At 70.4% G+C, this 13,286-nt stretch carries 14 protein-coding genes; 4 read left to right on the top strand and 10 right to left on the bottom strand.

The window, feature by feature from the left end; all coding sequences use genetic code 11:
• Positions 1 to 9 precede the first annotated feature (9 nt).
• From ftsH to ACPP3B_RS06375, 5 genes are all read right to left on the bottom strand, one after another.
• Complete coding sequence (gene ftsH / locus ACPP3B_RS06395) at positions 10 to 1,851, bottom strand: ATP-dependent zinc metalloprotease FtsH (RefSeq protein WP_424860085.1); 1,842 nt, start codon at positions 1,849 to 1,851, stop codon at positions 10 to 12.
• Positions 1,852 to 1,866: 15 nt separating this feature from the next.
• Positions 1,867 to 2,178 carry a MerR family transcriptional regulator gene (locus tag ACPP3B_RS06390; protein WP_424860084.1) on the bottom strand — a complete coding sequence of 104 codons (312 nt, stop codon included), beginning with the start codon at positions 2,176 to 2,178 and terminating at the stop codon, positions 1,867 to 1,869.
• A gap of 2 nt (positions 2,179 to 2,180) precedes the next feature.
• Positions 2,181 to 3,149, bottom strand: a complete 969-nt coding sequence (locus tag ACPP3B_RS06385; RefSeq protein ID WP_299022519.1) for a DnaJ C-terminal domain-containing protein — start codon at positions 3,147 to 3,149, stop codon at positions 2,181 to 2,183.
• A 73-nt stretch (positions 3,150 to 3,222) separates the two neighbouring features.
• Positions 3,223 to 4,554 (bottom strand): FIST signal transduction protein, encoded by a 1,332-nt coding sequence (locus ACPP3B_RS06380; RefSeq protein WP_424860083.1) that lies wholly within the window; start codon positions 4,552 to 4,554, stop codon positions 3,223 to 3,225.
• Positions 4,551 to 5,222, bottom strand: a complete 672-nt coding sequence (locus ACPP3B_RS06375) for a PhaM family polyhydroxyalkanoate granule multifunctional regulatory protein (RefSeq protein WP_424860082.1) — start codon at positions 5,220 to 5,222, stop codon at positions 4,551 to 4,553. Before ACPP3B_RS06375 ends, ACPP3B_RS06380 begins: the two co-directional genes overlap by 4 nt.
• Before the next feature lie 205 nt (positions 5,223 to 5,427).
• Here ACPP3B_RS06375 and ACPP3B_RS06370 point away from each other — a divergent pair, with 205 nt between their 5' ends.
• Positions 5,428 to 5,811, top strand: a complete 384-nt coding sequence (locus tag ACPP3B_RS06370; protein WP_299020142.1) for a TraR/DksA family transcriptional regulator — start codon at positions 5,428 to 5,430, stop codon at positions 5,809 to 5,811.
• Here ACPP3B_RS06370 and ACPP3B_RS06365 read toward each other — a convergent pair.
• A complete protein-coding gene (locus tag ACPP3B_RS06365; RefSeq protein ID WP_424860081.1) occupies positions 5,772 to 6,710 on the bottom strand; it encodes a fumarylacetoacetate hydrolase family protein in 939 nt (312 codons plus the stop codon). The genes ACPP3B_RS06370 and ACPP3B_RS06365 overlap by 40 nt on opposite strands.
• A 46-nt stretch (positions 6,711 to 6,756) precedes the next feature.
• Between ACPP3B_RS06365 and ACPP3B_RS06360 the strand changes: the two genes are divergently transcribed.
• Positions 6,757 to 7,881: a DUF3108 domain-containing protein gene (locus ACPP3B_RS06360; RefSeq protein WP_424860080.1), complete on the top strand. Its 1,125-nt coding sequence runs from the start codon at positions 6,757 to 6,759 to the stop codon at positions 7,879 to 7,881.
• Positions 7,882 to 7,983: 102 nt separating this feature from the next.
• Positions 7,984 to 8,274, top strand: coding sequence for a BTH_I0359 family protein (locus ACPP3B_RS06355; protein WP_299020136.1), 291 nt, complete (start codon positions 7,984 to 7,986; stop codon positions 8,272 to 8,274).
• A gap of 66 nt (positions 8,275 to 8,340) precedes the next feature.
• On the opposite strand, the gene ACPP3B_RS06350 is transcribed toward ACPP3B_RS06355, so the two are convergent.
• Entirely contained in the window at positions 8,341 to 8,850 is a 510-nt protein-coding gene (locus ACPP3B_RS06350; protein WP_299020134.1) for a Dps family protein, read from the bottom strand.
• 90 nt (positions 8,851 to 8,940) lie between these two features.
• On the opposite strand from ACPP3B_RS06350, the gene ACPP3B_RS06345 reads away from it, so the two are divergent.
• Positions 8,941 to 9,822 carry a ChaN family lipoprotein gene (locus tag ACPP3B_RS06345; protein ID WP_299020132.1) on the top strand — a complete coding sequence of 294 codons (882 nt, stop codon included), beginning with the start codon at positions 8,941 to 8,943 and terminating at the stop codon, positions 9,820 to 9,822.
• A gap of 4 nt (positions 9,823 to 9,826) precedes the next feature.
• Here ACPP3B_RS06345 and recQ read toward each other — a convergent pair whose 3' ends face one another.
• Genes recQ through hemB form a run of 3 tightly spaced genes read right to left on the bottom strand, consistent with a single transcriptional unit; the run spans position 9,827 to position 13,226 of the window.
• Positions 9,827 to 11,767, bottom strand: a complete 1,941-nt coding sequence (gene recQ / locus ACPP3B_RS06340) for a DNA helicase RecQ (RefSeq protein WP_424860079.1) — start codon at positions 11,765 to 11,767, stop codon at positions 9,827 to 9,829.
• 2 nt (positions 11,768 to 11,769) lie between these two features.
• Positions 11,770 to 12,180 (bottom strand): rhodanese-like domain-containing protein, encoded by a 411-nt coding sequence (locus tag ACPP3B_RS06335; protein ID WP_299020127.1) that lies wholly within the window; start codon positions 12,178 to 12,180, stop codon positions 11,770 to 11,772.
• 11 nt (positions 12,181 to 12,191) lie between these two features.
• Positions 12,192 to 13,226: a porphobilinogen synthase gene (hemB, locus tag ACPP3B_RS06330; protein ID WP_424860078.1), complete on the bottom strand. Its 1,035-nt coding sequence runs from the start codon at positions 13,224 to 13,226 to the stop codon at positions 12,192 to 12,194.
• Between the last annotated feature and the right edge of the window lie 60 nt (positions 13,227 to 13,286).

Genomic DNA, 13,286 nt, shown 5'->3' with positions numbered 1-13,286 from the left:
CCGTGCCCGTCAAGCGGCTGGCGCCTGCGCCGCCGGGCGCAGCTCGGCCGTGAGCGCACGCAGCTGCGCTTCGTCCAGGGTTTCACGCTGCAGCAGCTCGCGCGCGCAGCGCTCCAGCAGCGCGCGGTGTTGCTGCAAAATCGCGCAGGCACGCTCGAACGCGTCCATGACAATGCGGCGCACCGCTTCGTCGATGCGGGCTTGCGTCTCGGGGCTGCGCGGACAGCCCCCGCTGGCCAGGCCCGGCACGTCCAGAAACTGCGGCCGCTGCGCCTCATAGGCGATGTAGCCCAGGGACTCGTCCATACCGTAGCGCATCACCATGTCGCGCGCGATGTCGGTCACCTTGGCGATGTCATCCGCCGCCCCGGTGGACAAGTGACCGAAGACCAGCTTTTCCGCCGCCCGGCCGCCCAGCAGCACCATGATCTTGCGCTCCAGCTCCTCGCGCGTCATCAAATAGCGGTCTTCGGTGGGGCGCTGGATGGTGTAGCCCAACGCGCCGATGCCGCGGGGGATGATGGAAACCTTATGCACCGGGTCGGTTCCGGGCAGTGCCAGCGCCACCAGGGCGTGCCCCATCTCGTGATACGCCACGATTTCGCGCTCGCGTGGGTTGAGCAGGCGATTTTTCTTCTCCAGCCCGGCGACGATGCGCTCGATGGCGGCGGTAAAGTCGGCCAGCGCCACGGCCTCGGCACCGCGGCGCGTAGCGGCCAGCGCCGCTTCGTTGCACAGGTTGGCCAAATCAGCCCCGGAAAACCCGGGCGTCAGCGCCGCGATCTGCTCCAGATCGACGTCGCTTGCCAAGCGAATCTTGCGCGCGTGCACGCGCAAGATTTGCACGCGCCCGGCCTTATCGGGCCGGTCCACCAGCACTTGGCGGTCGAAGCGGCCCGCGCGCAGCAGTGCTGGATCCAGAATCTCCGGCCGGTTGGTGGCCGCCAGCAGCACCAGGCCCGAGGTGCTGTCGAAGCCGTCGAGCTCCACCAGCAGCTGGTTGAGGGTCTGCTCGCGCTCGTCGTGCCCACCGATGGGGCCGCCCGCGGCCCGCGCGCGCCCCAGCGCATCGAGCTCGTCGATGAAGATGATGGCCGGCGCCTTGGCGCGCGCCTGCTCGAACAGGTCGCGCACGCGCGCCGCGCCCACGCCCACGAACATCTCGACGAATTCGCTGCCGCTGATGCTAAAAAACGGCACGCCCGCTTCGCCCGCCACCGCCTTGGCCAGCAGGGTCTTGCCGGTCCCCGGCGGCCCCACCAACAGCACACCCTTGGGCGCGCGCGCGCCCAGCCGACCATAGCCCTGCGGGTCTTTCAAAAAGGCCACGATCTCCTGCAGCTCGGCCTTGGCCTCGTCGACCCCGGCCACGTCGTCGAAGGTCACGCCGGTGTCTTTTTCGACATAGACCTTGGCGCGGCTTTTGCCGATGCTCATGAAGCCGCCCATGCCTTGGCGCTCCAACACCCGGCGCACGACGAAAAACCACAGCGCAAAAAACACCAGTGCCGGCACCACCCACGACAGCAGGTCGCGCAGCCAAGTGCTCTCCACCACGCGCGTGTAGGGCACGTCGTAGCGGCTCAGGCGTTCGGCCAACTGCGGCTCGACGCGGTTGGCGACGATGACGGTCTTACCGCTGGCGTCGGGGGTCTTGAGGCGGCCGGTGATGGTGGTCTCGCCGACGATGACCTCGGCCACCCGGCCCTCGGCCAGCGCCTGCTCGAACGCGCTGTAGGGCACGGGCTCGACCGTGCGCGCGGTCTGCCACACGTTTTGGAACCACAACAGCAACACGAACGCTAGCACCCAGTAGCCGACGTTCCAGGAGGTCTTCGGATCCGGATTCATCGGTGTCCTCCCGCCTCACACCGCCTGGCCCAGGCGCCGCAACTGGGCGCGCAGGCGCTCGATTTCTTCTTCCAAATCCACCACCAGCGCGGCCAACTCGGGGTCGGCGTCGAAGTGGCGCTGCAACCACGCCAGGCGGCGCACCCGGCGCAGCGTGGCGGCGTCGTAGGTCCCTGCCGCCTCCGCCGACGCGGCCGCGCCGATCCACCCGGCCTGTACCGCGGCGTGCCACCAGGCCAGCGATACCCCGGCAGCGCGACACAGCGCCTCGGCGTCCAGGCCCGGGGCGTCCTGGGCGATGTCGATGCGCAACACGTTCAGCTCCATGGTCAGTGGCTCCTCTCGGCTTCGGCGGCAGCCACCTTGCGGGCGTCGAAATCGCTCAGCTCGGCCGCCATCTTTTCGTACAGGGCCCGGGCCCGGGGGTCATAGGCGCTGGGCAGGATCACCCGCAACTGCAGCTCCAGGTCGCCCGGCTCGCGCGCGGGCAGTCCCTTGCCGCGCACGGTCAGGGTCTGTCCGGCCTGACTATTGGCAGGCACGCGCACTTTCAGCGTGCTGCCGTCGGGCAGGGTCACGGGCACGACCGCGCCCAAGGCTGCCTCCCACGGCGCCAGCGGCAGATCCGCGATAAGGGTCTTGCCGTCGAGCCGGTAGCGCGGGTGCGGGCGTACCACCACCTCCAGGTACAGGTCGCCCGCCGGCTGCCCCGGCCCGCCCTGCCCGGCCAAGCGGATCAGCTGTCCCGGTCGCACGCCGGCCGGAATCTTGACTTCCAGCGTGCGGTTGCGCAGCGCCACGCGGCCCTGGGCATCCAGCTCGGGCACTTGCAGCGTCAGCATCCGCGTGCCCCCACGCCATGCCTCTTCCAGATCCAGCACCACTTTGGCGTGGTGGTCTTCGCCCCGCCCGGGGGCGGCATGGGCCCGCCGGCGGTTGGCGCCCGCGCGGGCGGCCCCCATGCGGCCAAAGAGCTCGCTGAAAAAATCGCTGAACGCCTCGGCGTCCATGCCCTCGGGCGCGCCATGAAACTCGAAGCCCGCGTCCCAGTCCGGCGGCGGCGTGAACGACTGTCCCGCCCGGTGGCCTTGCGCCAGCCGGTCGTAGGCCGCGCGCTTTTCTGGGTCTGACAGCACCGCGTATGCCTCGTTGACCTCGCTCATGCGTTGCGCCGCGTCGGGCTCGGTGCTGACGTCCGGATGGTATTTGCGCGCCAGCTTGCGATAGGCTTTCTTGATGTCGTCGGCGCTGGCGTCGCGCGCCACCCCCAGCACCGCGTAGTAATCCTTGAAATCCACGCGCGTACCCCTTTCCTGGTTGATTCGATCGGTTGCAAATGAGGGGCGGTGGCCGCGATTTCAACCACCACCCTCAACCAGCCGCGCCCGAGGGATCCGCCGCATCGGCCACGAACACGGTCAACACGCCGGTATAGCCATACAAACGGTGATGGGCGATCTCGCCAGCGGCGAAAAAGCCCGCCAGCGGCACATCTCCCAAGGCTTGACGCACGATCTGCAACTCCGCGCTGGGGCCACCGAAGTGGGCACCGCCGCGCCCGTTGCAACTGACGTAGATGGCCCCGGCGATGCGCTGGGTGGGGTCGGTCGTGTCGTCCCCCTCGGGGCTGAGCTCGTCGCGGATTTCGGCGCAGATGCGCACCAAGTCGGCCCGCGCCGCCTGCACGTGGCGCTCGCACAGGGTCAACAGAGCGCCGGTGGGCACTTCGTCGGCAACCACGACCGCGCGTCGCAGCGGATCGATGCCGACCAGGTGGCGCACCAGCACGTCGTCGCCCAGGCGCAGCGGCACGCGACCGGTCAGCGGCGCGGCGGCCGACGCGGGGCGTGCGACCGGCGCCTGCAGGCCCACCAGCGTCTGGCGCAGGCGGCCGATGACGGCCGTCAGATCGTCCAGTGACAAACCCAGGTCTTGCAACACCACATCCAGCGCTGGCTGGCCGTCGAGCGACTCGACCCGATTGGCGTGGGCGGCGCTCACCCGGTGTGCGGGGCCGACCGCGCGCACGCCTTGTGTGACGCGCGAGACGATCCCCACGTCCGGGCCGAAGGCCACGCCGCTGAAGCCGCCACGAAACAAGCCGACCGCAGCCTCGCGCCCGTGCCCGGCCAGGCCGCCCTGGCTCGCACACGCCATCTGCACCGAACCCGCCCGGCTGGCGACCAAGCCACCAAACAGGTAGTGGCCCAGCGTACGCTCGGCCAGCTCCTGCAGCAGCTCGGTCAGGTCGGGCGCCGTGGGGTCGGCGTGCACCAGCGCGGTTTGGGGCACGAAACCCTCCGGCCCCTGCGTCGCGCCCAGGGGGGCGACGCCGCTGAACACCCGGTAGCGGCCCGGTGCCAGGTCGCACAGCATCACCACCAGCGCCGGCTCGTCCCAGTACTCGACCCCCGTGGCGCCAATGCCCACGCCGACCGCCCCCACCCAATCGGTCACCTGGGGCAGCTCGGCGCCCAGATACGCCAGGATCTCGGCGGCCGCGCCCGCGTAGTGGTCGGTCAGATACACCAACGCCAGCGGCGTGGTGGTGTGACCCGCGTCGCCGCCGTGGGTAGCGCCACCTCCGGCCGCGGGTGCCGCCGACGCCCGCGCCGCCAACTGGGCCCGCAGCTGCGTGACCACCAGCGCCGCCGCCACCGGCCACTGGGGGTGGGTGGCGTGCGCACAGACGAATCGCTTCACGAGCGGGACCTCCGTGAAGAAGCCCGTGCAGAAGCCGGGCGCAAGGCCGCTGGCGCCGAGGCGCTGGCCGGGGGGCGGGCACGCTTGGGGCGCGCCGCAGGTGGTGGGGCTGGCGGCGGCTCGGGCGGACTCGGGTCGGGGGCAGCCTGCTGGGCCATGTCCTGCATGGCCTGCGCGGCGATGCCCTGAAACTGCTCGGTCAACGCGCGCCACCAGCGCACGGGATCGACGCCGGGCACGGCGGGCGCGGGCGCCCCTGCCGCGGCGGTGGAAGGCTCGCCGCAGGGTGCGTCGGGGGTCTGCGCGGCGCCGGAGGCAGTGGCGGCCGACGCCACTGCAGGGCCGCCCGCCAGGGCCTGCGCCATTTCGGCCAGACTGACATTCATGCCCTTGAGCGTCGCCAGGGTCATGCGCTGCACTTCCAGCGCCTGGATCGTGGCCTGCAGCGCGCGGGCGTTTTGCTCGAGCCAAAAGTGCACGGCCTTCAAATCGCGAATACGGCGCTCGAGCTCGTCGGGGTCGAACACGGGCGCGACCCACTGGGCCACGGGCGGGGCCTCGGGCGCGGCGTCACGCCCGGCCAAGCCTTGCAAAAAGGCAAACCCGGGAACGTAGCGGGCATAGGGAGCGAACGCGGCGTGCAAGGCGCTGAAATCGGGCGAGGTCATGACGGGCTCCCAGGCGCGGCGGGCGCCAACTGGCGTGAAGGTTACCGTAGCATGCCACAGGGCGCCCATCCGCGATACCCCACCCGAGCACCGCAGCGGCTTGATCGGCATCAAACCCTGCACCAACCCCACTGGTGCGGCGCGCGGAATGTGGCCACAATTCCAGCATCGGCCCGCGGGGCCACACATCAGACACCAGGATCCCATGAGCCAACCCATCTCGGACACCTTCGCCCAGCAACTGCAGCAGATGCGCACCGAGCTGATCGCCCAGATTCGGGCCCAGCGTGGCGGCAAGATCGGCCGCGCCGAGGCGGCCCCGGATCCCCACGACATCCAAAGCGGGGACTGGTCGCAGGTCGACGGCGAGCGCGATCTGGCGCAGGCGCTGGATGCGCGCGAAACCGCCGAGCTGCGCGCCATCGACGACGCGCTGGAGCGCATTCGCCAGGGCACGTACGGGCTGTGCATCGATTGTGGCGCCGAGATCCCCGCGGCACGCCTGCACGCCGCCCCCACCGCCCTGCGCTGCCTGGATTGCCAGGCCCGCTACGAGCGCAGCCACCCCGTGGCCACGCCGTCACTCTGACCGGCGGCGGGCCACGTCACGTCGATCGCGCCGAAGGGCTCACGCCCGTCGGGCAGGCGGGCTTCGATCTGGACACGGTCGCCCGCCGTCAACCAGGGCGTGCTGATGTGGCCCAGGGCGCGCGCCTCGGCAGCCCGGCGCATCGCCAGCGAGGCGTAACCACGCGGCCACGTGGGCGGATCGCCCTCGATACACGGGGTGGGCAGTACCCCACCCGCGACCACGACCCCCGCTGCCAGCCCCCGCCAGCGCGCTGCGTTGGCCAACAACGACCCAAATGAGTTGGGCTGGTCGGCGCCGTCCGCGATGCCGAGCTTGCGCCCTTGACAGACCGTGATCACGCTCAGCGCCAGCCGCCCGTCGCGCCACGCCGACCCCAGCTCGTCGGGCGTGACCACGCACGGCGCGACGCTGACGCCCCAGGGCCGCTCGGGGGCATCGTAGCCGTGGCGCCACAGGCAGGCCAGCGCCAGCAGCCGCACCCCCTCTAGCGCCGCCGACGCCTCGACCCCTGCCCCCACATCGCCGCAAATGGCCGCCAGCGTCGGGGCGACGTCGGCCACCCCTGCTACCGCCGGCAGCGGCTGCACCGGCCCCCAGAGGGCATCGCTGCGCCACGGCAGCGGCTCGTCGCCGTCGGGCTCGGGCGCCCACCAGCCCACGGCGCGCGGCAAGGGGGCCGCACACTGGCGCGGGTCAAACGCGAACGCGTGCCGCGCTTTGCCGTGATCGAGCGTGACCGCCAGATCGTGCAACTGCGGCGCGATGAAATTCCAGTCGTCGAGCGCCTGCTGCAGCGTGTCGGCGATGCCGGTGGCGTAGTGCGCCAGCGCGCCGTCGCGCGAGACGACGACCAACTGTCCGTCGCGGCTGCCGTCGCGATAGGTGGCGAGCTTCATGGGTGGCTTCTCCCGAATGTGCGATGCAGGCGCTAGTATCGCGTCCATGAAGGTCGGCGTCTTGCTCGCGCCGCGTCTGCGCATCGCCGCTGCCGTGGCCGGTGTCGTCGCGTTGCATGCGGCGGCGCTGGCGCTGCTGTGGCCGCCCGCGTCCCCCGCGGGCCGCGGCCCCGATGGCGCACGCGCGGCCGTGGTGGCCGCCGCGCTGCTGGCGCCGTCGGCTCGCCCCGCCCCGTTGGAGTCAAAGCCCCAGTCAAAGCCCCCTGCACCGAGGCCCCCCGACGCCCGTCCACGCACCCCACCGGCCGCTGCCCAAACGCCCCCACAGCCTCGCGACGATGGCTTGCCGTCGCGCACGGCAAACACCAGCCCCGCGCTGGCCGAGCCCCCCTCCACCCCCGCCGAGGCACCCGGCGTCGCCGAGGCCCCCGGTGCAGTACCGCAGCCGCCCGAAGCGCTGACGGTAGCCGAGGCTGCACCCCTGCGCCCAGCAAGCCCCGGCAACACGGTCGCGGCGTGGCAACCGCCTCCCTCTGCCCAACTGCACTACGACGTGCTCGGCGAAGCGCGTGGCTTGAACTACCGCGCGCAAGCCACGCTGGACTGGCAGCGGGACGGTGAGCGCTACCGCGCCGAACTGACGTTACGGGCGTTTCTGGTCGGCACGCGCACGCAATCCAGCGTGGGCACCCTCTCGCACCAAGGCCTGCAGCCACTGCGCTTCGAGGACCGCGCCCGCCGCACGCGCGGACTGACGTTCGAGTGGGCGGCCAGCGGTGCCATGGCGAGCGCCTTGTCGGATGACGGCGCGCGGCTCGACGGGCTGCCCGCCGGTACCCAGGATCGGCTATCGGTATTCATCCAACTCGGGCCCTGGGTGGACGGTGCTCAGCCCGGCGAGCGCTGGTCGCTTCCCGTCGTGGGCTCGAACCAGGTCGAGACCTGGACGTTCGAAGTCGTCGAGCACGAGCGCCTCGCGCTGCCTGCGGGCGAGTTCGACACCCTGCGGCTGCGTCGCAGCGCCACGGGCACCGCCGAGCGGGGCTTGGGCGTCGAGCTGTGGTTCAGCCCAGCGCTGCCCGGCCTGCCGGTGCGCCTCGTGCTGCAGCAGGCCAATGGCGACCGGGTCGATCAACAGTTGCGTGCATGGCGCCACACGGCATCCCCTTGAAAAACGCCGGCCACGACCCGATATCCGGTACGTCAGCGGACACCACCCACCCCAGTGGACCCGCTGCTTGCAGGGATTCCGTCTTTCGAGGATAGTGTGGCCATGCACATGCTCTACAACTCCGACAGTTTCGCGGTGGTCCACATCCTGGCCAACGCCCAGGAGGTGGCGAGCGCGGCCGACAGTGACACCCCGCGGCCGGTGCTGCCGCGCCACGGGTTCGAGATCGTGGACAAGCGCTCCGGCAAGGAGGTGTACCTGGATGGCTCCTGGGCCGAGCTGTTTCAGCAACAGATCGAGGCCTGGCAACAGAACACGCCCACCCAGGAAGAAGTCGAGGACACGCTGGAGCGCTACGCGTCGCTGGCGCAAACGCCGGTCGTGGTGCACTAAAAACAGGGGCGGGATGCCCCTGCTGCCATCCGCAGGCAGCCGCTGGCGAGCGGCAACGGTTGGCGCTTACTCCTCCAGCAAACTGCGCAGCATCCAGGCGGTTTGCTCGTGCACCGCCAGCCGTTGCGTCAGCAAATCGGCCGTGGGTTCATCATGGGCTTTGTCCACCAGCGGAAACAGGCTGCGTGCCGTGCGGGCCACCGCTTCGTGCCCTTGCACCAGCAGGCGCACCATCTCCAGCGCCTTGGGCGGCTGCGCCGGCGCGTCCGGCACGGAACTCAGGCGCGCGAATTCGGCGTACGAGCCCGGCGCGATGTGCCCCAGCGCGCGAATACGCTCGGCAATCGGGTCGACCGCGTTCCACAGTTCGGTGTACTGCTGCATGAACATGGCATGCAACGTATTGAACATGGGCCCCGTGACGTTCCAGTGAAAATTGTGCGTGGTCAGGTACAGCGTGTAGGTATCGGCCAATAGGCGGCTGAGGCCTTCGGCAATGGCTGCGCGGTCAGCCGCGTCGATGCCGATGTCGAGGGCGCGGCTGGGATTCGGGGTACGGGCGGTTTTTTTGGCCATAGGTGTTTGCTCCGGTCGAAAACCACAAAGGCGATGCGCCGCGGGGGCGGCGTGGCTGCATCATATCGGCATCCCGGACTATGATGGGGTATGAATGCTCCCGCTCTGACGCGCCGATCCTGGCTGATGGCAGCCGCCGCGTGTTGCGCAGTGGGCGCCGTCGCGCCGACGATGGCCGCGCCCGAGCCGTTCGCGGTGCTCGACCCCGAGCAGCCGCAACGCTGGCTGCGAGCCCGGCTCGAGGCACTGGGCACGCCGCGCTGGCTGCTGTTCGGCGAGCAGCACGATGCCGACATGCACCAGCGTCTGCATGCGTGGGTGGTGCAGGCGCTGGCCGAGCAAGGGCGGCTGCACGCGCTCGTCATCGAGATGGCCGAGCGCGGCCATGGCACGGAGGGGCTGGCGGCCGACAGCACGGAAGAGGCCGTCCGGCAAGCCCTGCGCTGGAACGAAAGTGGATGGCCCTGGCAGCGCTACGGGCCGATGGTGATGGCCGCGGTGCGCGCCGGCATACCGGTGTGGGGCGGCAACCTGCCCCGCACCGAGCACGCACGGGTGATGCGCGAGGCGTACTGGGACCAAATGCTGCCCACACCGGCGCAAGAGGCGCTGCTGCGCGCCATCGACGAGGGCCACTGCGGGCAGCTGCCGCCGACGCAATGGGTGCCGATGGCGCGCATCCAGCTCGCGCGCGACGACGCCATGGCCACCACCCTGCGCGAGCGCTCGCGCGTCGGCCAGACGACGGTGCTGGTGGCGGGACAGCAGCACGTGCGACGCGACCGGGGCGTGCCGGTTCACCTGCAGCGCCACGGCGCGGCGGCCGACGCACCGGGTGTGCTCGTGACCGTCGCCATGGTCAGCGCCAACCATCGCCAAAGCGCGCACGAAGCCAGCGTGGATGCCATCTGGCTCACCCCGGCCACGCCGTCGGTCGATCATTGCGCCGTGTTACGGGGAAGCGGCAACTGAATGCTCATTTCGCCATCAGGTCGACGACCGGGTGCGCAGACGCGCCCTTGTCGGTGATCGGTAGCGTTTGGGCCACCACGCGCAGCACCTCGCGGCCGTACGCCTCGCGCTTCTTGTCGCCCAGGCCGGGGATATCGAGCAGCTCGTGCGCGTGACGCGGCAGCCGCTCGGCGATCGCGCGCAGGGTGGCATCGTGAAAGATCACGTAGGCCGGCAGGTCGTGCTCGCGCGCGACCGCCGCGCGCCACGCCTTGAGGGCGGCCAGCACCTCGCGGCTTTGCAGCGGCAGCCGGGCGTCGCTGGCCACGGCGCGCAGGCGTCGCTCATCGCGGTCGCGCGCGCGGCGCTCGCCGGCACTCGCCGTCGACACCCGCAGGCGTACCCTTTGCTCGCCGCGCAGGATCGGGCGCGCCGCCGGCGTCAGGTGCAGGGTGTGAAACTCGCCTGCCACCTGCACCGCGCCCACGGCGATGAGCTGGCGCAACAGCGCGCGCCACTGGGTCTCGTCCAGCTCGCGCCCGATGCCGAACGTGGACAGCGCGGTATGGCCGTGCTGGCGCGCTTTGTCGGTGGCTTGGCCGCGCAGCACGTCGATGAGGTGTCCGGCGCCGAACGCCGCACCCGCCTGCTGCAGCCGGTAGATGCACGACAGCAGCTTGCGTGCGGGCTCGGTCGCATCCCAGGTCTGTGGGGGTTGCAGGCAGTTGTCGCAGTTGCCGCATGGGGCGCTCGACTCGCCAAAGTAGGCCAGCAGCTGCTGGCGGCGGCAGTCGGTGGACTCGGCCAGCGCCAGCAGCGCGTCGAGCTTGGCGCGTAGCACGCGTTTGAACGCCTCGTCAGCAGGGCTGTCGTCGATCAAGCGGCGCTGCTGTACCACGTCTTGCAGACCGTAGGCCATCCAGGCGTCGGCGGGCTCGCCGTCGCGGCCAGCGCGGCCCGTCTCCTGGTAGTAGCCCTCGATGTTTTTGGGGAGGTCCAGGTGCGCGACGAAGCGCACGTCGGGCTTGTCAATGCCCATGCCAAAGGCGATCGTGGCCACCATGATGAGGCCGTCCTCGCGCAAAAAGCGGTCTTGGTGGCGCTGGCGCGTGGCGTTGTCCAAGCCCGCGTGGTAGGGCAAGGCGCGCAGGCCTGCGGCCTGCAGGCGCGCGGCCACGTCTTCCACCTTGCGCCGCGACGCGCAGTAGACGATGCCGCTGTCGTGGCCGTGCGGGCCGCCGTGCTCGCGTTCGATGAAGCGCAGCAGCTGGCGCAGGCTGTCGCGCTTTTCCACGATGGTGTAACGGATGTTGGGCCGGTCGAAGCTGGCCACGAAGGTGGCTGCCCCCTCCAACCGCAAGTGGGTGGCGATGTCGGCGCGCGTGATGGCGTCGGCGGTGGCCGTTAGCGCCACCCGCGGCACGCCGGGAAAGCGCTCGGGCAGCAGCGCCAGCTCGCGGTATTCCGGCCGAAAATCGTGCCCCCACTGGCTGACGCAGTGCGCCTCGTCGATGGCAAACAGCGCCAGCCGTCCGGCATCGTGCAGCGCCTGCAGTCGGGCCAAAAAGCGCGGGGTGACGATGCGCTCCGGCGCAGCATAGAGCAGCGTGAGCTCGCCACGCATCAGGCGCTGCTCCACCGCCGCTGCTTGCTCGGGCGTGAGGCTGGAGTTGAGGTAAGCGGCCTCCACCCCGGCTTCGATGAGCGCGCCGACCTGGTCGTGCATCAGGGCGATGAGCGGCGAGACGACGACCGTCACCCCGAGACCGGCGCGCTGGCGCAGAATGGCCGGAATCTGGTAACACAGCGACTTGCCGCCACCGGTGGGCATGAGCACGAGCGCATCGCCGCCTCCCGCCACGTGCGCCACGATGTCGGCTTGCTGACCGCGAAAGGCGTGGTAACCGAACACCTCGGCCAGCACCGCGTGCGCCTGCGCCCGCAGCTCGGCCACTGACGGAGCCATGCTCACATCTGTTCCCAGGGCAGCCCTTCGAAGCGCCAGCCGTTGACGCTGGAGCGATGGAAATGCTCGTCGAGCTCGCCCTCGAAGCCGTGCACCACGTGCGCCACGTCCGTAAAGCCCGCCGCTTCCAACGCGGCGCCCGCGTCCAGCGTGCGCTTGCCGCTGCGGCAGATCAGCAGGATGGGCCGGGTCTTGTCACCCGCCTCTTGCTCCACACGGCGCGCAAAGTCCTGCGGGTCGGGTCGCAAGTCGGGGTATTCGTACCACGGGATGTTGACCACGCCCGGCGGCCGCCCGACGTAGAGCGACTCGATCTCCATGCGCACGTCCACGAACAGCGGACGGCGCTCGGGTGGCTGATCGGCCTGCGCTTGCAGCCAGCGCCAGGCCTCGGTGGGTTGCAGGTGTTTCATCGATCGGTACATCAACGCCGCGCCTGGGCACGCAGCAGGCGCGCGGCATCGCGCGCGAAGTAGGTCAGCACCCCGTCGGCACCCGCGCGCTTGAACGCCAGCAGCGCCTCCATCATCACCGCGTCGTGGTCGAGCCAGCCGTTGGCGGCTGCCGCCTTGATCATCGCGTACTCACCGCTGACCTGGTAGGCGAAGGTGGGCACCTTGAACGCCTCCTTCACCCGCCGCACCACGTCCAGGTAGGGCATGCCGGGCTTGACCATGACCATGTCGGCGCCTTCGGCGAGGTCGAGCGCCACTTCGCGCAGGGCCTCGTCGGTGTTGGCCGGGTCCATCTGGTAGACCTTTTTGTCGGCCTTGCCCAAGTTGGCGGCGCTGCCCACGGCGTCGCGAAACGGGCCGTAGAAGGCGCTGGCGTATTTGGCGCTGTAGGCCATGATGCGCGTGTGCACGTACCCGCGCGCCTCCAGCGCCTGGCGGATGGCGCCCACGCGCCCGTCCATCATGTCGCTGGGCGCCACGATGTCCACGCCGGCGGCCGCCTGCACCAGCGCCTGCTTGACCAGCACCTCGACGGTGGCGTCGTTGACGATGTAGCCGCTGTCGTCCAGCAGGCCGTCTTGACCGTGGCTGGTGTAGGGGTCGAGCGCCACGTCGGTCATTATGCCCAGGTTGGGCACGCGCGCCTTGAGCTCGGCGACCACGCGCGGAATCAGCCCGTCGGGGTTCCAGGCCTCGCGCCCGTCCGGGGTTTTGAGCGCGGGGTCGATGACCGGAAAGAGCGCCATGACGGGAATGCCGAGCTCCACGCACTCCTCGGCCACCGGCAGCAACTGGTCCAAGCTCAGGCGCTCCACCCCGGGCATGGACGCCACCGGTTCGCGGCGGCCCTGGCCGTCGAGCACGAACACGGGGTAGATCAGGTCGTGCACCGTCAGATGGTGCTCGCGCACCAGGTTGCGGGTAAACACGTCCCGGCGCAGGCGGCGCGGGCGCGACAGCGGGTACGGAGCGGGTGGATGGCAGGAGGTGTCGGATGCGTTCATGACCGTTATTGTGACGGGTTGGCGCCTGGGCTACACTGCTTTGGCTTGTCTTTTGCCCCT

This window comes from Tepidimonas sp. HKU77 (assembly GCF_049728535.1).
Classification (GTDB): Bacteria; Pseudomonadota; Gammaproteobacteria; order Burkholderiales; family Burkholderiaceae_C; genus Tepidimonas.
This window is presented reverse-complemented; position numbering and strand designations above follow the sequence as displayed.